The 20,545-nt window shown below is 66.7% G+C and carries 19 protein-coding genes; 10 read left to right on the top strand and 9 right to left on the bottom strand.

Annotated elements, in window-relative coordinates; all coding sequences use genetic code 11:
- Positions 1-71 precede the first annotated feature (71 nt).
- The 3 genes from ACIP5Y_RS46995 to ACIP5Y_RS46985 form a co-directional block, all read right to left on the bottom strand.
- Positions 72-1,016, bottom strand: coding sequence for a diguanylate cyclase domain-containing protein (locus tag ACIP5Y_RS46995; RefSeq protein WP_400360338.1), 945 nt, complete (start codon positions 1,014-1,016; stop codon positions 72-74).
- Positions 1,013-1,828: an SAM-dependent methyltransferase gene (locus tag ACIP5Y_RS46990; protein ID WP_400360337.1), complete on the bottom strand. Its 816-nt coding sequence runs from the start codon at positions 1,826-1,828 to the stop codon at positions 1,013-1,015. The genes ACIP5Y_RS46995 and ACIP5Y_RS46990 overlap by 4 nt, the downstream gene beginning before the upstream one ends.
- Before the next feature lie 183 nt (positions 1,829-2,011).
- Positions 2,012-3,022 (bottom strand): amidohydrolase family protein, encoded by a 1,011-nt coding sequence (locus ACIP5Y_RS46985; protein ID WP_400360490.1) that lies wholly within the window; start codon positions 3,020-3,022, stop codon positions 2,012-2,014.
- A gap of 53 nt (positions 3,023-3,075) precedes the next feature.
- On the opposite strand from ACIP5Y_RS46985, the gene ACIP5Y_RS46980 reads away from it, so the two are divergent.
- Entirely contained in the window at positions 3,076-3,495 is a 420-nt protein-coding gene (locus ACIP5Y_RS46980) for a MarR family winged helix-turn-helix transcriptional regulator (protein WP_400360336.1), read from the top strand.
- A gap of 14 nt (positions 3,496-3,509) precedes the next feature.
- Here the strand turns inward: ACIP5Y_RS46980 and ACIP5Y_RS46975 are convergent, their stop codons facing one another.
- Positions 3,510-4,133 carry a TetR/AcrR family transcriptional regulator gene (locus ACIP5Y_RS46975; RefSeq protein WP_400360335.1) on the bottom strand — a complete coding sequence of 208 codons (624 nt, stop codon included), beginning with the start codon at positions 4,131-4,133 and terminating at the stop codon, positions 3,510-3,512.
- A gap of 61 nt (positions 4,134-4,194) precedes the next feature.
- Between ACIP5Y_RS46975 and ACIP5Y_RS46970 the strand changes: the two genes are divergently transcribed.
- The 3 genes from ACIP5Y_RS46970 (at position 4,195) to ACIP5Y_RS46960 (ending at position 5,592) form a co-directional block, all read left to right on the top strand.
- On the top strand, positions 4,195-4,707 hold the full coding sequence (locus ACIP5Y_RS46970) for an SRPBCC family protein (protein WP_400360334.1): 513 nt from the start codon (positions 4,195-4,197) through the stop codon (positions 4,705-4,707).
- Positions 4,708-4,788: 81 nt separating this feature from the next.
- Positions 4,789-5,241 carry a hypothetical protein gene (locus tag ACIP5Y_RS46965; RefSeq protein ID WP_400360333.1) on the top strand — a complete coding sequence of 151 codons (453 nt, stop codon included), beginning with the start codon at positions 4,789-4,791 and terminating at the stop codon, positions 5,239-5,241.
- Positions 5,242-5,388: 147 nt separating this feature from the next.
- Complete coding sequence (locus tag ACIP5Y_RS46960; protein ID WP_397004852.1) at positions 5,389-5,592, top strand: cold-shock protein; 204 nt, start codon at positions 5,389-5,391, stop codon at positions 5,590-5,592.
- A gap of 102 nt (positions 5,593-5,694) precedes the next feature.
- Here the strand turns inward: ACIP5Y_RS46960 and ACIP5Y_RS46955 are convergent, their stop codons facing one another.
- Both ACIP5Y_RS46955 and ACIP5Y_RS46950 read right to left on the bottom strand, forming a co-directional pair.
- Positions 5,695-6,645 (bottom strand): formylglycine-generating enzyme family protein, encoded by a 951-nt coding sequence (locus ACIP5Y_RS46955; RefSeq protein ID WP_400360332.1) that lies wholly within the window; start codon positions 6,643-6,645, stop codon positions 5,695-5,697.
- A gap of 11 nt (positions 6,646-6,656) precedes the next feature.
- On the bottom strand, positions 6,657-7,928 hold the full coding sequence (locus tag ACIP5Y_RS46950) for an MFS transporter (protein ID WP_400360331.1): 1,272 nt from the start codon (positions 7,926-7,928) through the stop codon (positions 6,657-6,659).
- Positions 7,929-8,073: 145 nt separating this feature from the next.
- On the opposite strand from ACIP5Y_RS46950, the gene ACIP5Y_RS46945 reads away from it, so the two are divergent.
- The 3 genes from ACIP5Y_RS46945 to ACIP5Y_RS46935 all read left to right on the top strand — a co-directional run bounded on the left by ACIP5Y_RS46945 (position 8,074) and on the right by ACIP5Y_RS46935 (position 10,303).
- On the top strand, positions 8,074-8,637 hold the full coding sequence (locus ACIP5Y_RS46945) for a PadR family transcriptional regulator (RefSeq protein ID WP_400360330.1): 564 nt from the start codon (positions 8,074-8,076) through the stop codon (positions 8,635-8,637).
- A gap of 170 nt (positions 8,638-8,807) precedes the next feature.
- Positions 8,808-9,545, top strand: coding sequence for a hypothetical protein (locus tag ACIP5Y_RS46940; protein ID WP_400360329.1), 738 nt, complete (start codon positions 8,808-8,810; stop codon positions 9,543-9,545).
- Positions 9,542-10,303 carry a hypothetical protein gene (locus ACIP5Y_RS46935; RefSeq protein ID WP_400360328.1) on the top strand — a complete coding sequence of 254 codons (762 nt, stop codon included), beginning with the start codon at positions 9,542-9,544 and terminating at the stop codon, positions 10,301-10,303. The genes ACIP5Y_RS46940 and ACIP5Y_RS46935 overlap by 4 nt, the downstream gene beginning before the upstream one ends.
- A gap of 120 nt (positions 10,304-10,423) precedes the next feature.
- On the opposite strand, the gene ACIP5Y_RS46930 is transcribed toward ACIP5Y_RS46935, so the two are convergent.
- The gene (locus tag ACIP5Y_RS46930; RefSeq protein ID WP_400360327.1) at positions 10,424-12,193 is read right to left on the bottom strand and encodes a sulfatase; all 1,770 of its coding nucleotides are present in this window, start codon (positions 12,191-12,193) and stop codon (positions 10,424-10,426) included.
- Positions 12,194-12,327: 134 nt separating this feature from the next.
- Between ACIP5Y_RS46930 and ACIP5Y_RS46925 the strand changes: the two genes are divergently transcribed.
- Positions 12,328-14,799: a beta-glucosidase gene (locus tag ACIP5Y_RS46925; protein WP_400360326.1), complete on the top strand. Its 2,472-nt coding sequence runs from the start codon at positions 12,328-12,330 to the stop codon at positions 14,797-14,799.
- A 56-nt stretch (positions 14,800-14,855) separates the two neighbouring features.
- Here the strand turns inward: ACIP5Y_RS46925 and ACIP5Y_RS46920 are convergent, their stop codons facing one another.
- The gene (locus tag ACIP5Y_RS46920; protein WP_400360325.1) at positions 14,856-16,730 is read right to left on the bottom strand and encodes a sulfatase-like hydrolase/transferase; all 1,875 of its coding nucleotides are present in this window, start codon (positions 16,728-16,730) and stop codon (positions 14,856-14,858) included.
- A gap of 133 nt (positions 16,731-16,863) precedes the next feature.
- Between ACIP5Y_RS46920 and ACIP5Y_RS46915 the strand changes: the two genes are divergently transcribed.
- A complete protein-coding gene (locus ACIP5Y_RS46915) occupies positions 16,864-17,007 on the top strand; it encodes a hypothetical protein (protein WP_400360324.1) in 144 nt (47 codons plus the stop codon).
- Positions 17,008-17,231: 224 nt separating this feature from the next.
- Entirely contained in the window at positions 17,232-18,440 is a 1,209-nt protein-coding gene (locus ACIP5Y_RS46910; RefSeq protein ID WP_400360323.1) for an alanine--tRNA ligase-related protein, read from the top strand.
- Here the strand turns inward: ACIP5Y_RS46910 and ACIP5Y_RS46905 are convergent.
- A complete protein-coding gene (locus tag ACIP5Y_RS46905) occupies positions 18,400-20,529 on the bottom strand; it encodes a CocE/NonD family hydrolase (RefSeq protein ID WP_400360322.1) in 2,130 nt (709 codons plus the stop codon). The two genes, ACIP5Y_RS46910 and ACIP5Y_RS46905, sit on opposite strands and share 41 nt — an antisense overlap.
- Between the last annotated feature and the right edge of the window lie 16 nt (positions 20,530-20,545).

Below are 20,545 nucleotides of genomic sequence, written 5' to 3'. Positions count from 1 at the left end.
GAGAAGCCCGGTTGGTGGCGGGTTTTTACCATCACCTGTCCGGCGATCCGGACGGCCGGATGCCACGGACGTCAGGACTGGGTGCGGTAGCGGTGTCCGCCAAGGGATTTCGCGGCATACATGGCGCGGTCCGCGGCGTGGATGAGGGCGGCGGCATCGCGGTTGTCGTGTGCGGCGGTGGCGATGCCGATGCTGGCCTGGATGTGGACTCGGCCGGGTGAGAGGGTGAAGGGCCGGGCGAGGTCGGTGAGGATGCGGTCGGCGTTCTCGCGGGCCGCGTTCTCGCCGCCGAGGGTGCCGATGACGAATTCGTCGCCGCCGTAACGGCATACGCAGTCTTCGGGGCGGGCCACCGAGCGCAGGCGTTCGGCGACGGCGACCAGTAGTTCGTCGCCGACGCGATGGCCGTGGGTGTCGTTGATCTGTTTGAAGCCGTCCAGGTCGACGAGCAGCACCGATACCGGTTCCTCCGCGGGGCGCGGTTCGGCTATCCATTCCTCCAGGACGGCGCGGTTGACCAGTCCGGTGAGGCGATCGTGAGTGGCGGCGTGGTGGAGGCGATCCTGCAGCTCGGTGATGCGATGTTCGCGGGCGGCGACGGCGGCGCGCAGGATCGCTTCGTGTTGTCCCAGCGCGCGTTCGGACAGGACCTCGGCATAGCCGGTGACCGCGTGCCCGGCATTGCGGGCCCACGCCGCTGCCGTCTCGGCGGAGCTTGCCGGAGCTGCGAGGAGTACCGCGGTGGCCAGCGGGCCGACGAATCGGGGGCTGGTGTCCAGTCCCGGCAAGCTGGTCGCGAGGCCGGCGCCGAGAATGCGTGCGGCGGCGGCATCGTCTCCGGTGAGGCGGTCCAGACCGCGCAGGAACTCGAGCGCCGACGCGGTGGCCGCCGAGTCGTCGGTGACGGTGTAGCCGGCTGCCGCGAGGAGTTGCAGATACTCCTGCGCCGCGCGGCGCAGCGCGCAATCGCGGTCGCGGGGACCCGACCGGGTGGTGTGGGCCGTCGGCAGGTTCATCGCAGGCGTCCCACGCCGGCGTATCCGGGGGTGCGCAGCGGCGGGTTGGCGCCGGGCTGCTGATCCGGCCGCCACGCCGTCGGCGCGACGAGACCCGGTGCGAGGAGCTCGAATCCGTCGAAGAGAGCGAGGATTTCGTCGCGAGTGCGCATGGTGAACGGGTTCGACGTGCGCTGATACAGATTCGCGGCGGCATGGTGAGCGCTGGTGTCGGCGCTGGCGTGCACGATGACCAGATGGCTGCCGGGCGCCAGCCGCGAGCTGATCCGCGCGATGATCCCGGACGGATCGTCGGCATCGGGGATGAAATGCAGGACCGCGATGAGCAATACGGCCACCGGGCGGGAGAAGTCGATCAGCCGGGCCGCACCGTCGGCGCCGAGGATCTCCTCGGGATGACGCAGGTCTGCTTCCAGCACCAGCGTGCCGGGATCATCGCGCAGCAGAGCGCGGCTGTGCGTGACGGCGACCGGATCGCTGTCCACATATACGACTCGCGCGTCGGGCTGAGTCGCTCGCGCCACCTCGTGCACATTGCCGACAGTCGGGATTCCGGAACCGATGTCGATGAACTGGGTGATCCCCTGTGCGGCGAGGAACCGGACCGCGCGCCGCAGGAAGGCCCGATTCTCCCGGGCGATCACCGGCGCATCCGGCATCTGGGCCATCGCCTCGCGCGCGAATGCGCGGTCGACCTGGAAGTTGTGCGAGCCACCGAGATAGAAATCCCATACCCGGGCCACGCTCGGCTGATCGAGATCGACAGTCAACGGTGCCCATTCGGGGCGCACATCGGCCTTCTCGGGATCCATCAGCGCGCATCCTCCCCTCGATCGACTCTGCACTATCGGAAACAGACCACGACCCCCGGTCCAGAGATCAGCGTACCGATTGGACCCAGGTCGGTGCAGCGCCAGCGAACCATGCGGCGAGTAATGCTCGACGGGGTGCATGCACGCGACGGGACGGGGCTGCTCGACGAGCAGGCGCTGCCATCATCTGGTGGCCGGCGCGAGTCGCGGCAGCAGGGTGTGTGCGTTGCCGTGCATGACCTGTGCGAGGAGCTCGGGTCGGGCGGTGAAATAGGTGTCGACATTGTCGGTGTACCAGCCGGCCATTTCCGGGCTCACGGCCGGGAAGTCGGTGCCGAACAGGATCTGTTCCGGGGGCACGAAGTTTTCCAGCGCAACGAGATTCGTCTCGAAGCCCGACAGCGCCGTTTCGAAGTAGAAGGTGCGGAAATCGGCAATGATCTCTTCCGGGGTCAGTTCGCATCCGAGGTAGTTCGAGAGCACCGCCACGCGTGCGGCGAGGAACGGTGTGCTGCCGCCGGAGTGCGAGAGGATGATTCGCACATTGGGGAACTGTCGTTTGCGGCCGCTGGTGACCAGATCCGCTGCGCCCTTGTAGGTTTCGTTCGGCACCTCGCTGACCGGGGTCGGCAGGAAACGGTTCGGCATGGGGTTGCGTCCGGGGGTCTGCTCACCGTGCAGGAATACGAGCGCGCCGCGCCGATCGAGTTCGGCCCAGAGCGGCTCGAACAGTTTGTCGCCGAGCGATCGCGCGTTCTCGCCGGTGCCGTAGACGTTGGTCAGGGTGATGCCGTCGGCGCCGAGGTCATCGAGGGCGTAGGTCAGTTCCTCGAGTGCGGCATCGACATCGGTGGGCGTCGGCAGGTGCGCGAAGAAGCCGAACCGGCCGGGGTGGTCTTCGACCGTCTGCTTGGCCAGCATGTTGACCCTGCGCGCGAAGTCCGGGCGTCGCTCCGCGGGCAGTGTCTGCTCCAGATCGTTGGGCAGGGACAGGATCGCGGTCTGGATGCCGAGACCGTCCATGAACGCGAGGCTGGACTCCGGTGTCCAGCGCGCCCCGCCGCCCGGGAAACGCCAGCCCGACTGCGCGATCAGCGAGCCCTGCAACAGCTCGGCCAGTTCGCCGCCGGGAAAGATGTGATGGTGGAAGTCGACCCGAGCCGGGCCGGAAGAGTTCGTGGTCGTGCCTACCAGTGAATCATTTACTTGATAAATGTCAATAGTTGATCGGGTGGTAGGGTGTGTCCATGAGCGACCCCACCCCGGCGTCGGAATTGCGACTTCTCGACGCCCTGTTCCGGCTCAGCAAGACCGTGCTGGCCGACGCCCGAACGCATGTGGTGGCGGCCGCGGATCTCGACCTCGCCGACTTTCTCGTCTTGCGCAGCATCGAATTGGGCGTCGATACTCCCGGGGATCTGGTCCGGGATCTCGGCCTCAATCCTGCGGTGGTGAGTCGCGCGCTGACCAAACTTGCCAAGGCCGGGTTCGTCGATCGCAGTATCGATCCCGAGGACTCGCGGCGATCGCGCGTGGCGCTCACCGCGGAGGGTGCGCGCACCAATGCCTCGATCGCCGCCCGCGTCCGGCCGGGACTCGCGCAACGTCTCGACCGCCTCGACCCGGACCGTGTCCGAATCCTGCTGGAGACACTCGAAATGCTGTGAACGATCGTGTCGCTCTATCGGTGAGCTGAGCCGCCGGGATCCTCTGATGGCGTGGTGGTCGCGTTCATTGCGTCGCGGACGATTCGGTCGACCGCCTCGGTGCTGTGGGTCAGGTCGGCGCCGGAGTTGCGGGCGCTGCGGCGCACGGCCGCGTACGGCAGCTCGATGATCAACAGCGCCAAGCGTTCTCGATCGGCTCGGCTGTGGTAGCCGAGGCGATCGCCGAGATTTCGCATGGCCTCGTCCACGCGGGCCTGCTGCGTAGCGGCGGCCTCGTGCGCGTCGGCGTTCCATTGAGCTGATCCGAAGGCTGCCGGGCCCGCCAGCAGCACGGCCGCGTCGGTCGGGTGGCGGCGCGACCAGTCGGTGACGTGGTGGGCGGCTTGGATGGCGGCCTGCTGTGGCGGGTCTGCTGCCAATGCCGCGAGGAATCCGCTCTGGAATCGGTCGACGGTGCGCAGCCACAGGCTGGCCAGCAGCGCGGCGCGATCGGGAAAGCGGTAGTAGACCGAGCCGCTCGGCGCGCCCGTGGCCGCGGCGACCGCGCTCATGGTCACGGCTGCGGCGCCTTCCGCGGCAGCGAGGTCGGCCGCGGCGTCCAGCAGTGAGTCGGTGGTGTGCGCGGGTTTCCTTGACACGTTGTAGAGAGTAGCCTCTAATTGGAATTAGAGAGTGCTCGCTAAATGAAAGGTGCAGCTCATGGTGCGCAATGTTCACACTCGGGTGATCGCCGCCGACGCCGAGGCGGTCGGCCGGCTACTCGATACGCTGGCGACCGATGACGACCGGCTGTGGCCGGTCGCCCAGTGGCCGGCGATGCTGTTCGATCGGCCGCTGGGCGTCGGCGCGGTGGGCGGGCATGGGCCGATCCGCTACACCTGCGTGAAATACGTTCCCGGCCGTGAGGTGGAATTCCGCTTCCAGCGCCCGCGCGGCTTCGACGGGACACACCGATTCATCGTGGAAGAGCTGGATGCCACCCATACCCGGCTGACGCACGAGTTGGTCATGCGGACACACGGAGTGGACGGGCCAAGCTGGTCGCTGCTGTGGCGATGGATGCACGACGCGCTCTTGGAGGACTCCCTCGACCTCGCCGAGACCGCTCTGGTTCCGGGTACTGCCCCGAGGAGCCGCCATAGTGCCTACGTTCGCTTCCTGCGCGGACGCATGCACGGTGCGGAGGCCGGCAAGGCGAAGATCCGCACCTGATCCGGTCCGCTGCTACCGGGCCCGGCCGGGTTGGGCTGTGGATCTTGCCATTGACAAGTTATCTTCCATTGTGGAACATAGGTGGAGGTCGTCGACAGGACGGCTCATCGACACCTCACCGAAAAGGTGGACCACATGCCCACGCTGCCCTGGATGACAATCAACCCGCCCGCTACGCCGGAGGTGCAGTGCATGGTCTCCCGCCTCGAGGTGAAATCCGTGCTGCACGCCCCGGCGTTCTTGATCTCTTCGATGAGTCTGTGGCGGCAGGCTCGCCGCTCGCCGGGCATTGTCGGCGTCGCGTTGAAGGCGGAAATGCTGAAGGGCGTCTTCTGGACCAGCTCCGCGTGGACGGATAAGGCGGCCATCTACGCTTACGCGTCCGCCGAGCCGCACAAGTCGACCGTCGCGCGCAAGCGAAAGGTCATGCGCGAGGCCACATTTGCCTTCTTCACCGCGCCGGCGGCAGAGCTGCCCATGTCGTGGGAGGACGTCCAGCGCAGGATCGCCGAGGAACGCGCTGCGCAGCAATGACCCACACCGCGAGGGCATGTCTGATGGCTCACAGTCTGAGCGCGTGGGCACTGGATCGGCGACGGGCATGGCATAGTCGAGGATGAGAACGGGCTTCTTACAAAGAAATTTGCCTGGCTCACCTACAGAAAAGAAGTTGCAAACAGCATGGCTCAAGGCAGTGTGAAGTGGTTCAACGGTGAAAAGGGCTTCGGCTTTATCGCTCAGGACGGAGGCGGCCCCGACGTCTTCGTGCATTACTCGGCCGTAACCGGCTCGGGTTACAAATCCCTCGAAGAGGGTCAGCGTGTCGAGTTCGCGGTTGAGCAGGGCCAGAAGGGCCCGCAGGCGCAGGACGTCCGCGCTATCTGATTCAGCGTGACTTGAAAAAGCTTCGCACCGTCAAGGGTGCGGAGCTTTTTTCGTTGGAGCGGCAGAACTTTCGGATCCGAAGCCGCCACGGCCGCCGCTGAGTCATGCGTTTCGGGCACAGCGGAAGCCGGTGTGGGCTGCGGAGCTGTCGGGAGTGTTCGCGGAGCGGGCCGCGACTCGGTAGCGGAAGCAGTAGGAGTCGTGGCACATGTGCGACCCGCCGCGAATCACCTTGCCGCTACCGGCTTCCGGACCGTGCGGGTCGATGAGGGGCGCTGCGCCGTGGTCGGTGGTCCACCAATCGGCGCACCATTCCCAGACATTGCCGCAGGTGTTGTAGAGGCCGAATCCGTTGGGCTGGAAGGCGTCCACGGGGGCGGTGCCGCGGTAGCCGTCGTCGGCGGTGTTCTTGGTGGGGAAGGTGCCGCGCCAGATATTGCAACGGTATTCGCCGTCGGGGTCGAGGTCGTCGCCCCAGGGGTAGCGGGTGCCGATCGATCCGCCGCGCGCCGCATACTCCCATTCGGCTTCGGTGGGCAGGCGTTTACCGGCCCAGCCGGCGTAGGCGTGGGCGTCGTTCCAGGACACGTGCACGACGGGATGGCGGCCGCGGTCGGCGAGATCGCTGCCGGGGCCTTCGGGATGCCGCCAGGTGGCGCCCGAGACGCCGCACCACCAGGGGGTGCGTTCGGGCCGGGGGGAGTCGCGGCGCAGGGCGGCGGGGAGGAAGCCGGCGAAGACGTAGGACCAGCCGATCTGCTCGGCCTCGGTGGCGTAGCCGGTGGCGTCGACGAATTCGGTGAACGCGTCGTTGGTCACCGCGCACGCGTCGATCAGGAACGGGGATAGTCGCACCGTGCGCGGCGGGCCTTCGCCGTCTGTCGGATAGCCCGCGCTGTCGTCGGTCCCCATCACGAACTCACCGCCCGGCAGGGCGACCATGCCGGCGGTGTCGGGCAGGTGGCGGCTCGGCAGGGTGATCGAGAGCGGTTCGGGGCTGGTACCGGACCTCGAGGGTGTGCAGCAGCTGGGGCGGGAATCGTTGTCTTGCACTGTCTCTCCTGTCATCGGACCTTGACCGGCAGAATAGCCAGCGCACCGAGTCCGGCGATCAGGGCCACGATCGGATACAGCGAACCGTAACCCCCGGTGGCCGTCACGATCGCGGCGGCGGCCATCGGTGAGATCGTATTCGGCAGGGTTGCCGCGATATTGATGACACCCAGGTCCTTGGCCGCATCGTCCGTGCTGGGCAGCACCTGGGTTACCAGGGCCTGATCCACGGCGAGGAAGGTGCCGAAGCCGATGGTCAGGACCATGATCGAGGCGAACATGCCTGGCACGGTCGGAAAGGCGAGCGGAACCAGGGCGGACGCGGCGATGATGAGCCCGCCGACCAGGACGATCGGCTTGCGGCGGCCGATGCGGTCCGATAGCGGGCCGGACACCGTGATCGCGATCAAGAATCCGGGCAGGCTCGCGATACTCATCAGTGGTGTCAGTTTGGTGGCCTGGTGCACGGTGAGCCCGATGTAGTCCTCGAGGATATAGAGCTGATAGGTGGTCACCATGTAGAAGCCGCCGCACAGCAGGAACCGTCCGAGGAACACCCACCAGAAGTCCGGATGGTGAATCGGGTTGACCCAGAACGCTTTCGCGAAGGCCTCGAACGAGAATGCCGCACGTGGTTCACCGCGATTGTCGATGCCCGGATTGAGTGCGAGGAAAACCAGGACAACCACGAGGATCGCACCGGAGACCACCAGATAGCCCAGTGGAATGTGCATGGCGAAGGAGGCGCCGACCGCCGGGCCCAGGATGCCGGCGGACATGGTGCCCAATCCGGCCAGGGCGGAGTAGCGGCCCCGGCGTTCGACCGGTACGAGGTCCGATTGCAGTGCGCTGAACGGTCCGCCGAAGGCATTGAATCCGATATGGGCGATGATCGCGGTGCCCAGCAGCATCGCCACCGAAGTGGACAGCCCCGCGGCGACCAGTGCCACACAGCCGACGAGTGCACCGGACAACATCCACGGTGTGCGTGCGCCGAATCGCGTGCGGGTGCGATCGGACAGCACGCCGATCAACGGCTGCGCGATCATCGACGCGGCGGCCACGCCGGCATGGACCAGGGCCAGCTTCTCCACTTTGTGGGCGCTGTCCATGGATTGGATCTGCAGGGCGGCGAAATAGCCGACGGCGGCGTAGGTGAGCTGGGGGCAGGCGGCGGCGAACGGGGCCATGGCGAACAGGCGGCGCAGGTGACGATCTCGCGGTGGCGCGCCGTCGGGGGAGTCGGTGGATACCACCACGGGGGTGGTGTCACGTGGGTTCATGGAGGGGATTCCTTCGCCCGGTCTGCGGACCGGGGTGATCGTTCGCTGGGCGCCGGGACTGATTGACTCGTTATGTCACTAGTGACATAGTGAGAGTACTCAACTAGTGGAATACAGGCCACCCTGACTTCCGGAAGGCTCGGGAATGAAGCTGGAACACCTGTTGCTCGGAGTGCTCGGGGCCCAACCGGCGACCGGCTACGACCTGAAGAAGTTCTTCGACTCGCACGGGCGGTTCCTGCGTTCGAATACACAGATGAGCCAGGTGTATCGGACCCTAGGCAAGATGGCTGAACAGGGCTGGGTCGGCTTCGATGTCCGGCCTCGGCAAGGGCCGCCGGATGCGAAGACCTACTACGTGACCGCGGAGGGGATGACGGTCTTCCTGGACTGGCTCACCGGGCCCTACATTCCGCCGTCGATCTTCACCGACCGTGAATTCTTGGGCCGGATGGTATTCGCTGGATTCATGAACGGGGAACAAATCCTGCGGCTCATCGATATTGAGCTGGCGGCCCGCTACGATCAGCGCGCGCGGTTCCGTGACCGCGAAATAGTGCTGACACCGGAATCGGAATTCGACTTCGACCGAGGGTTGTCGCAGTTGGTGGGCCGGCGCCTGCATGAATTCGGCAGCGCCGGCCTCGACAGGCATGTCGAAAATATGGAGCAGCTCCGTAAAGAGCTGGTAGAGCGGACTACTCGGTAAACAATCCAGTGCGATCGGTGTCTGGGCGGCTTTTCTGAAAGCCGTACCAGGGCTTTGTCATGCCCATTTCATTTCGCTGTGAAATTATGATTCCGATGATCCGAAAACGCGACATTCTCGAAAATGCTGACGTAATCTTCGTCAGCGTATTCGGAAACGATGAGGATCAAATGAATCTTCGAAAAGGTATCTATACCGGGACGGTGGCCGCGGCGATCGGCATCGCGTCGGTCACCACCGCGAGTCCCGCGACCGCGGACCCGCACCCCGCCGCGGTCGGGCGATTTCACGCCGCGATCCAGGGCGACAAGGTCGTCGCCGCGGTCGACGACGGTTCCTTCACGACGGATCCGGTCGCCGGCACGGTCGCACTGCGCGGCGCCGACGGCGCGGTGATCGACACCGCCCCAATGGCTTTCATGCTCGATGGGCAGCGTTACGGCATCGGGGCGCAGGTCTCCCCGGACGGGCACACCCTGTGGCTGACTCCCCAGCTTCCCGACGCGACCACCTCCGATCACCCTGTGGCGCAGCCGATCGCCTCGGCGCTGGAGAACCAGCTGGCCATGAACGATCTCATCAACTCGTCCAACTTCGGGCTGTCCGCCGGTGCGCTGATCGGCACCATTGTCGGCGCGGTCGTCGGGGTCGGCGCGGGTCTGGCCGTCTCGGGCGCCTCCTGTGTCGTGCTGTCGATCGGGTGCGTGCTGGCGGTGGTCCCGATCGTGACCCTGATGGGCACCTTCGGCGGTCTGCTGGGCTTGATCGGCGGCGGCGGTCCCGGTCTCGCGGTGGGGGTGTGGAACTACTACCGGACCCTCACCGCGCCCGCGGGCCAGAGCCCGTACGCCAGTCAGATCCCCGCGCTCGCGAATCCCGCGACGCCGAGCCCGGCGGCCGGTCGATGAGGGCGCGCGTCGGCCTCGTCGCCCTCGCCACCGGCGCAAGCGTGACGCTCGCCGTGGCCTGTGGGACGAGCACCGCGAACGCTGCCCCGCAGGACGGGCAGCATCCGGAAGTCGGTTACCACGCAGTGGTTTCCGGCGACGCGGTGGTCACGACCATCGACACCGGGCGCTTCACCGGCACACCCGGCGGCACATCGATCGTGGTCACCGACGACGCGGGCCGGCAAGTGGGCGAAATACCTTTGGCATTCGCCCTCGCCGGCCTGAGATACGGCATCCAGCAGTCCATTTCGGACGACGGCCGGACGGTGCGCCTGGCACCGGACCTCGCCTCCGCGCAGCCCGTCGCCTCCCCGCTCGAGAATTCGCTCGCGGCCAACGACGGCCTCGGCAAGTTCGGTCTCGCCGCGGCGGTCGGCCCGCTCGTCGGCGCGGTCGCGGGAGCACTCGTCGGTGTGGTGGTGGCGCTGGCCTCGTGTGCCGTGCTGGCGGTGGGCTGCCTGGTGACCGGATTGCCGATCATCGGCGTCTTCGCCGGCGGCGGCGCCCTGGCGGGAACGGTCCTGATCGGCGGGTCCGTGGCGGCCTGGGCGGCGGGGAACTACCTCGGCACCTTGACCGCCCCGCCGGGGCAGAGCCCCTATGCGAAGGACGGATTCGGCACCGACCAGGCCGGTGTCCCCGACTCGCTGCTGCGAGTGCCCAGGCTGCCCTCGGGCTCCAGCGGCGGCAGTAGCAGCGGCAGTGGAAAGCACTGACCCGTAACACCCGGGCGGCCCGGCCACGCGAAAGCGCCGGGCGGGCCGCCCGATTCGGACAACGGAAAGACCCCCGCCGGCGGATCGAGGTGCCGGCGGGGGCTTCGGGCGTCGCGGATCTCAGAGTGCGGCCAGTTCCTCGGCGACCTTGCGCAGTGCCGCGACCGGGACCATACCGCCGGCCGAGGCGGCGACCCGGTACAGCGGAATGGGACCGACCAGCTGTAGCAACTCCGTATCCGCGATGCCCGGCAGGTGCCGGCGGAGGATCTCGAGGGCGGCCGGGTCGGCCAGTAGACCCTGGATCGGGGTGTGCACGGACAAACGGCCCGAAGGGAATTCGCTCTCGGGGGGCAGTGTGGTGACGGCGGACTCCGCCTGTGAACGCTGGGCGCGCACCAGTAGATGCTTCTCCTCGACCGGTCCCTCCGCGGGGAGCCCGAGTCGCTCGTATTGGCTGGGCGGGGCCTCGTTGGTGCGCATCAGCTCGACCATCAGTGTCGCCATGCGCAACTCGGCCGCGTCGTCGACGATCGGGGCGAGCTGTTCGGGGTCGGTGGACAGATCGAACAGCAGGGTGCCGTGGGTGTACGGGTTGAAGAAGTTGCGGCCCGGCATCTGCAGGGTGCGAACGCCTTTGGTGAATCCGAACGGTTCGGCCAGCGTCAGGTCGGCGAGTTCCTGTGGAGTGAAACGGCCTCGCATGTGGGTGGGCATGAGGGTGTGTTCCTGTAGCGGCGTGTTGCTCGCGGTGGCGGGCGCGCGCATGTACACGTAGCGGCCGTCGGTGATATTGACATGGCCGCCGTGCATCCCGAACAGGCCCGCGGTGCGGACGGGTGCATCGTCCTCGATCGGGAGCGGTGCGCCCTGGACGTCGGTGGGGATGGCGACGCCGAACCAGTCCAGCAGGGTCGGCGCCAGGTCGATGGTCTGCACCAGCGATTGCCGCCGGGTGTCGGCGGCCTGTGGGTGGCGCGGGTCCCAGGCGAACAGCGGCAGGTGGACGAGTTCGTTGTACCAGGGCATGACGCCCTTTGCCCACCAGCCCTTTTCTCCGAGCAGAAACCCGTGGTCGGTGTTGACGATCAGCATGGTGTCGTCCCACAGGTTCAGCTCGTCCATGGTGTCGAGCACCCGGCCCAGGGAGTGGTCGCACATCGAGAGCAGCGCGGCGTATTCGTAGCGCATGTGCTGGACCTGTTCCGGCGTCTCGGTGACTCGTTTGTAGTCGGGCCAGTCGCCGTGCGGGCCGTCGTACTCGTGCGGGTAGAGGTCCTTGTAGGTCTTGTGGCTGAAGAACGGCTCGTGTGGATCGAAGGTTTCGATCTGGACGAACCAATTGTCCGCGGCGGCATTGGTATTGATGAACTCGAGTCCGGCGTCGAAGGTCCGCGTCTGGGGGTGTCGGTCCTCGGTGGTCATGTACTGCCGGTTGACCCAGTCCTGGAAGTAGTGCGGCATCCGCTGGGTGTGCAAATCGTCCTCGGGGGTCTCCGGCGGTACGACGTGGCCCTTCCATGGGTCGCCCTCCTGGCCCCGGAAGAATTCCCAGGTGGAGTAGCGGCCGTGGTAGGTCGCGCCGCCGTCCTCCCAGTAGTGCGGGTGGTCGCTGGCCAGGTGGGTGTGGATTCCGTTCTGCCGCAACAGTTCCGGCATGGAGTCGTCGAACGGTTCCAGGGGTCCCCAGCTGCGGTGCAGGAAGTTGTACCGGCCCGTGTGGATTTCGCGCCGGGCGGGCATGCACGGCATCGAACCTGCCCAGGCGTTGTCGAAGGTGGCCGCTCGCTGTGCCAGGCGTGCGAAGTTCGGGGCGTGTGTCCAGTCGCCTCCGTAGGGCGGGAGCAGCCGCCGATTGAGGCTGTCGAACATGACCATGATCGCCTTCACTGTGCGATCTCCTTTCCGGGTGGGTACCTCTTCACTATATGACTAGTGGAATGCGTGGGTATGTGACTAGTGGCATACTCGAGTGGTCGTCAATCGATGGCGACCCTGCGGACCGCGAAGACGAAGGAGTCCGAATGACTGCCCGCCACGTACCCGATCCCGAATCGCAGCTGGCCGATCTGGCCGGGAAACTGAGCCTCGAACAGAAGGTCCGGCTGCTCAGCGGCGCGTCGGTGTGGTCGCTGCACGAGGAGCCCGCGATCGGGCTGCGGCCGATCGTCATGTCCGACGGCCCGTCCGGCGTGCGCGGCACGGCCGCCGACGATCGCGATCCCTCCGCGAGTCTGCCGTCGGCCACGGCGGTGGCCGCGACCTGGGACCTGGACAAGATCGGGCGGCTGGGCGAGCTGATCGCCGCGCAGGCCCGCGCGAAACACGTCGATGTGGTGCTCGGCCCGACCGTGAATCTGCACCGATCTCCGCGCGGCGGAAGACATTTCGAGGCGTTCAGTGAGGACCCGTGGCTGTCGGGCGTCATCGGCACCGCCTATGTACGCGGTGTGCAGGCCCACGGCGTGGCCGCCACCGCCAAACACTATGTCGCCAATGACAGCGAGACCGACCGCATGACCGTCGACGTGCGAGTCGACGAGCGCACACTGCGGGAGGTATATCTCGCACCCTTCGAGCGTATGGTCGCCGAGGGCGGCGCGTGGCTGGTCATGTCGTCCTACAACGGGGTCAACGGCGCGACCATGAGCGCCAACCCGCTGCTGCGCGATCCGCTCAAGGACGAATGGGGCTTCGATGGCGTCGTCGTCTCCGACTGGACGGCCGTGCGCGATACCGACGCCTCCGGCGCCTCGGGCCAGGACCTCGCTATGCCCGGACCCGAAGCGTTCTGGGGTGACGCCCTGCTCGCGTCGGTGCGGGCCGGGCGGGTCAGCGAGGACGCGATCGACGACAAGGTGTTGCGGCTGTTGCGCTTGGCCGCCCGGGTGGGTGCGCTCGAGGATGTCACGGCTGCCGCGCCCGCGCCCGCCCAGTGGTCCGACGAGGAGGTCCGGGCGTTGGTGCGCGAGGTCGCCGCGGACGGCATGGTGCTGGTTCGCAATGACGGGCTGCTGCCGATCACACCCGAGACCGCGCCGCGCGTCGCCGTCATCGGGCCGCACGCGCGCCGGGGTCGCAATCAAGGTGGCGGGTCCGCGATGGTGTTCCCCAAGGCGGTGGTTTCCCCGCTCGCCGGCATCCGCGCCGCCTACGGGCAGGGTGCGGTGCGCTATGCGGCCGGGCTGGTGCCCGCACCGGAGTTGCATGCCTTCGAGCGTGGCGATCTCACCGACCCGGTCACCGGCGTGCCGGGAGCTCGGCTGCGTTATCTCGACGCCGACGGCGCTGTTTTCGACGAAGAGGTTTTTCCCGCCGGAATGTTCGGCTGGCTGGGTGACGAACGGCTGGCTCGCGCAACATCTCTCGAGATTCTCGCCCGCTTCACACCCGCTGAGGGCGGACGACATCGTCTCGGCTTCGCCGGGCTCGGCAGTGTGGTCTTCGCCGTGGACGGCCGGGTGCTCACCGCCGAGACCGTGGTTTCGGAGAGCGACAACCCGATCCAGGCGATCCTGCGGCCGCCGTCGCGGGTGTTCGACCTCGATCTCGCGGCCGACCGCCCGGTCGAGCTGCGGGTGGAGTTCCGTGCGGAGTTGCTCGGCAGGTATCCGCTGGCCCGGTTCACGCTGGGTGTGGAGGATGTATTCGAGGATACGGCAACGGAATTCGAGCGTGCGGTGGCCTTGGCGGCCGATAGCGACGTCGCCGTTGTCGTGGTCGGTACCACGGAGAATCTGGAGTCCGAGGGCTTCGATCGGCCGACGTTGGCGCTGCCCGATGGACAGGACGAGCTGGTGCGCCGCGTGCTCGCCGCCAACCCGCGCACCGTCGTCGTGGTGAATTCCGGTGGCCCCGTGCTGATGCCGTGGCTGAACGAGGTGCCCGCCACATTGCTGACCTGGTTCCCCGGCCAGGAATTCGGTGCGGCCCTTGCGGATGTCCTCAGCGGCGCCCGCGAACCGGGCGGGCGTATCCCGACCACTTGGCCGGTCCGCGAGGCGGATGTCCCGGTATGGCAGGTCGAACCGGTCGATGGGCGGCTGGACTACACCGAGGGCATCCATGTCGGCTACCGCGCCTGGTTGCGCCGCGCCGATGGCCCGGCACCGGCGATTCCGTTCGGCTTCGGCCTCGGGTACACGGAATGGGCCGTCGGCGCCCCGGAAGTCACGGCGAATGCGGACGGATCACTGAATGTCTCGGTCGACGTCGCAAACGCCGGTGCGCGCTACGGCAAACATGTTGTACAGGTGTATCTTTCGCGGGAATCCGACTCGGCGGTGGATCGGCCGGTGCGCTGGCTGGCCGGGTTCGCTGTGGTTCACGCCGATCCAGGTGCGACAGTGCGCGCGGCGATCCTCGTCGAACCCCGTGCTCTGCAACACTGGTCGATCGAGCGGCACACCTGGGTAAGCGAACCCGGCACCTTCGCGGTGCACGCCGGCTCGCATGTGAACGATCTCGGCGAACCCGTCACTGTGGACGTGCGATAGCAACGCACCGCCGGCCGGCCCTGCTGGGCCGGCCGCCGGAAAGGACGCGGCCCGGCTTACTGTGCCGGGTCGGGCGTCGCTCCCTGCAGCCGGGCGAGCATCTGGCTTGCGGCAGGGCCGAATTGGGCTGCGTGCTTCAGCATTTCGGGTGGAGCGGTGAACAGGATCATGCTCGGGGTATAGGTGCCGTCGATGCGAGCCAGGAGATATCGCGCCGCGCCGGAGACGTACCCACCGTTGGGGTCTGCCGAAGCAGCGATGGCCGCGCGGTGTTCGTGGAGCCGGGCGATCGGCAGTGCGGTGAGAGCGGCGAGGGCCTCGAGCCGAATCGGTCGTGGCTGAGCGGGATCGGCGAAGTCGACGAGTCGGCGGACGTCATCAGGGTTGTTCCTGTGGCGCGCAAGGGCTTCCGCGCAGGGGATCATGACGAACGGGTCGGGCTCGGTGGCGGTGACGGCGTCCAGCAGGGTGAGGGTCGTGTCGTCGCTCGCGCCGGAAGCGAGGATGCCGATCGCTGCCCAGCGGCGCACTGTGGCGTCCGTGTCGGCGAGGGCGGTGTGGAATGCCGCCACGCTGCCGGGTTCTTGCTGGGCCACCGCGTCCGCGATATCCAGTACGCGATCCAGCGGGTAGACGCCCGGTTCACGACTCGCGTCGTATCCTTCGTGCGGTGAGCCTTCGGGCAGGAATCCGTTGTCGTGCACGGCAAGTATGTGTGTGCGCAGTGCCCCGGCGAGCCGCTTCTCCACGTCGGCGTAGTCGGGATTGCCGGCCAGGTTGTGCACCTCGTCCGGATCGGTGTGCAGGTCGTACAGCTCCACGCCCGGCTTGGTGTTCCAGAACGCCGACTGGGCCTCGTTCAGTCGTCCGGCGAGGTGTTCCGTCTCCCACGACTGATAACCGGCGGCCAGCCACGCGAACGGCTGGTGTTGTCCGTAGGGCCGGTGCGGAAGGTAGTTGCGGATGTAGCGGTAGCGCTGGTCGCGAACGGTACGAATGAGGTCGTAGCGCTCGTCCATCCGGCCGCGGCCGCCGAAGGCCAGTGAGGTGGCCGGGTCGAGGTCGGCGTGCGTGAGGCTGCGGCCGTGCAGGTGCGCCGGGGGCGACGCTCCGGCCAGTTCGATCAGCGTGGCGGGGATGCGGTCGGTGGTGACGGCGGCCTGTACCCGGGAGCCCGTGGGCGGGAACAGTTCTGCGTAGCGCTGCGGGGCTCTGATGATGAGCGGGACGCGGAGTCCTTCGTCGTAGCAGAAGCGTTTCGAGCGCGGGTTGACGCCGCCGTGGTCGGAGGTCTGGATGACGATCGTGGAATCGGTGAGGCCGTCCTCGTCCAGTTGCGCCAGCAGGCTTCCCACGAACGCATCCATTTCGGCGATTCGGTCGTAGTAGCGGGCGATATCGGCTCTGATCTCGGGAGTGTCCGGCAGGTAAGCGGGTATCCGGACGAGCGCCGGATCGAGGCTGGGCTTCGTGCGCGGGAACACCGAGCTCTCGTGGGTGCCGTCGAAATTGAAGACCGCGAGGAACGGGTCGCCGGGGCTTCGGTTGCGCCAGTGCGCGTTCCGTGAGGATTCGGCCCAGATCGCGTCGGGATCGACATCGGCGTTGTAGTCGGTCTTGGCGTTGTTGGTGCAGTAATAGCCGCGTTCACGCAGGATTTCCGGGTAGGTGCGCAGCCACGGGGGCATCGGCGCGTCGGCCCGCATGTGGTTGGCCGGTGCGTGGCTTTCCGGGCCCAGTCCGGTCAACAAGGCGAACCGGGAGGGCGCGCAGACCGGTGCGACACTGAAGGCGTGATCGAACACCACCCCGTCCCGGGCGAGCCGGTCGAGGTTCGGGGTTTCGGCCAGCGAGTCGCCGTAGCAGCCGAAACGCGGCGGGCAGTCTTCGCTGACGATCCAGAGGATGTTGGGTCGATCGCCGAATGACATGGGTGAGTCCTTCTGTGTCGGAATCAGATCCGCTGCCGGCGGAATGCGGCGGCATTCCACTCCAGATATAGCACAAGTGTCATAGTACCGTTAGCGGGGTGATGTGCCGGGAAGGTCGGGTCGAGGAGTGAGGGTGTCGGTGTTGCTGCGGTGGGTGAATTCGGGGGCGGCGCCCGGGGTCGCGTTGCTCGGGGCGACCGTGGTGGCGCTGGTGTGGATGAATTGCGCCGTCGTCACCCTGGCCGGCGCGGAGCGGAACCTGCCATGGGTGACTTGATAATCGGTCGTGCTCCGGCCGGCCTCGTTGCTACCGTGAAGCCCATGGAGGTCTATCCACGTACTGCCGCCGCTGCCGCGCGAGCTCACCGCTCGCCGGTCGCTGCCGCCTGACCTCTTTCCCAGCCGGCGACCGGAAACGGTCCGCCGGTGTGCGTCGGTCTTCTTGCGAGACTTGCCATGTGCGGTCGCTTCCGGTCGATTTCACCTCGATGGAGTAACGCCATGATGACCACCGATCAAACCGTTCGTACGTTCCTCGAGTTCTTCCGCGAGCGCGGTCATGAACTTGTGCCGAGCGAGTCGCTCGTTTCGCCGCCGGGGGATCCGGTGTTGTTCACGACCTCCGGCATGCACCCGTTGACCCCGTATCTGCTGGGCCGCCCACATCCTTTGGGGCGGCGGCTGACCGGTACGCAACGGTGTCTGCGCACCACCGATCTGGACGAGGTCGGCGACACTACCCATCTGACCGTCTTCGAGATGCTCGGCTCGTGGTCGCTCGGCGACTATGGCGGCTCGCAGAGTCTGCGGTGGGGGTGGGAGCTTTTGCGTGACGGCTTCGGCATCGATCCCGGGCGGATCCACGTCACGGTCTTCGGCGGAGACGAACATGTCGGGCCTGACCGCGAATCGTGGCAAACGTGGGAGGAGCTCGGTGTGCCGGTCGAACCGACGACTCACGAGAACTGGTGGTCCAACGGTCCCACCGGACTGTGCGGGCCCGATTCGGAGATCTTCGTCTGGACCGGGCCCGAAATACCGCAGGGCACACCGACTTCCGATGACAGGTGGGTGGAGGTGTGGAATCACGTCATGATGCGATACGTCCGGTATTCCGACGGCAGCCTCGAGCCGTTGAGCCGGCCCAACGTCGACACCGGCCTGGGTGTGGAGCGGCTGGTGCGGATTCTGCAAGACACGCCCTCCGTCTTCGAGATCGACCTTTTCCAGCCGTGGCTCACCACACTGCCGCGACTCTGGGGATCCTTGGATGAGCCGTCGCTGCGGCTGCTGTCCGATCACTTACGTTCCAGCATCGTTGTTCTCGGCGACGAAATCATGCCCTCCGCGACCGGACGCGGCTATGTGCTGCGCCGCCTGATCCGTCGTGTGCTGACCACATTGTGGCGCGATGGTCCGACCCGCACACTGTCCGATCTGCCGATGGAACTGATCGAACACACTCTCGGGCACTTTCGGCAGTCGCGTGATCCGCACGAAGTGCGCACCGTCCTGCTCGACGAGGAGCGCAAATTCGGGCTGTTACTACAACGGGGACGACAGGTGTTGTCGCACAGGCGTTTCAGCGGGCCCTTGAGCGAGGACGACTACCGCTACCTGCACGACACCCACGGCCTGCCTCGCGACCTCGTGGTGTACCTGAACACCTTCAGCGCCGAATCTGGGACACCCCCGCCAGCGGTACCGTGAGAAACGAGGCCGCGTCGGCATTGCGTTCGATGTCGTAGGAGCTGCCCAGCAGGGCCGGATAGTCCTTCGGGTTGAGGATATGGGTGGGGAAATCGCCTGTGCCGATGGTGATCTGGAGGCGGTGGCCGGGTGCGAAGACGTGGAAGGCGGGGCGCACCTTGATGTTGTATTCGGTCACCGCGCCGGGCACCACGGGCAGCAGGGATTCGCGGCTGCCGGGGTGGAATGGGCCCTGCACGCTGCCGTCGGGAGCGCGCCAGGTCCGGTCCTCGTCCAGCGCACGGTAATTACCGGCCAGTTGGCCGTCGGTCAGGGCGGTGACGGTGCCGTCGGGGGCGATGTCCTGCACGGTCACGTTGAAGGCCGAGGCCGGTTTGTCGGAGACGGCGTAGAGGGTGGCGCCGAGGGGGCCGCCCAGCACGGTCGGTTCGGTGAAGGCGTCGGTCGTGTAGGTCGGATTCACCAGTAGCGGAGGCACACTCGGGTTCGCGGGGAATCGTGCGCACGGATCGTCGACACCGATGAGGGAGGTCAGCAGCTGGAAGACGCCGGAGAAGTTGCGGGAGAAGGACGCATTGCAGATGGTGCCCGCGTTGACCGGGGTGAAATCGACGCGGTCCGATCCCGTCGCGTCGGCGGGCTTGCCGGTCGAAAGCTGGCCGCCCGCTGCGAGATACAGTCGCTGGGCCGGAGTTTCGCGCATCGGGTAGGTGGCGCTTTCGAGGACATTGCCGTTGACGTCGATGGCGTGCAGCGGCGTCCCGGTCTCGTCGATTCCATTGTGGTCGTTCTTGAGCCAGCGGTCGAACCAGGCCAGTTCGATCGCGTGCATATCGACATCATTGGTGTTGCGCTGGCTGCCGGGCTGAATGTGGAACCAGGGGCCGGTGAGCATTTGGTAGCGCCCGCTCGACGGTGCGTCCGCGGGCATCGGGCCATTGTGTGAGCGGCCGGCGTAGGCGTTCTGCAATCCGGCGAAGGTGCGCGGGGTGCCGTCTTGCAGCAGGTCGTACTGTCCGGAGATGAGATAGGTGGGGATGTCATTGGCGGCGATCTTGTCGACCACATTGTCGATGGCGCGCGATTCCCAGTACGGGCTGTTGTACAGCTTGTCGCCGTCCATGAGCGCGTTGATGATCGACGGCCAGGTGCCGTCGTCACGGAAATGTGAGATCAGATGGTCGACGAAGACGCTGAGCATCTTGTCCGGTTGCTGGTACAGGCCCAGAATCGGGTCGATCTGCGGCAGTGCGGTGACCGGAACCGCGAGGATCGAGGAGAGGAACGCGATATTGAGGAACCCGTCATGGTCCAGCAGATCCTGGAACATATTGTTGCCCGGCATGAGTGGGAACAAGGCCTTGATCGGCGAACCGGGTTCCATCACCCCGGCGGTGAGCAGTTCGCTCATGCCGAGGTACGACAGCCCCCACAGGCCGATCTCGCCGGTCGAATCGGGCAGTCCCGCAGCCCATTGCACGACCCGTTTGGAATCCTCGCGTTCCTGCGGCTGCAGAATGCTCCACTGCCCGCCGGAGGATCCGGTGCCGCGGATATCGACGATGACGCTGATATAGCCGCGTTTGACGAAGTAGTCGCCATAGCCGGCCGCGTCGGTGATCTGCTTGGCCACGTCGATGACCGATGGCAGCGCGTTCTGCAGCGCCGGACCGACGCCGTCATAGGACAGTAACCGCAGGAATCCGGCGCTGTCCTTGCCGTAGGCGGTCTGGGTCATGACGATCGGGAACGGTCCCGGTGCGGGTGCGCCGGAGGCGTCGGTGGGATAGCGGACGTCGGCGCGCAGTACCACTCCGTCCGCCATCGGGATTTCCACATTCTTGTGCTCGCCGACACCGTAACTCTCCGGTCCGGGATTCCAGCCGTCCGGTAATCCGGTGCGGGCATTGGCTTTCGGGAATGCATTGCCGGGTTGCGGGTCGGCGTTCGCGGGGACGGCCGTCGACAGCATCGCCGCGACGACCATCGCCGCGATGCCGGTGGCCTTGCAGAACCTTCGTGTGGTCGTCCGGGGTAAGGCGCTCGTGTCGCGCGCCGTCGAGCCGCCGGAGACGTTGGCCATCTTCATCGCTCACCTGTCGATC

This window comes from Nocardia sp. NPDC088792 (assembly GCF_044750615.1).
Classification (GTDB): Bacteria; Actinomycetota; Actinomycetes; order Mycobacteriales; family Mycobacteriaceae; genus Nocardia.
The sequence above is the reverse complement of the archived record's forward strand: the minus strand, read 5'-3'. Positions and strand labels throughout refer to the sequence as shown.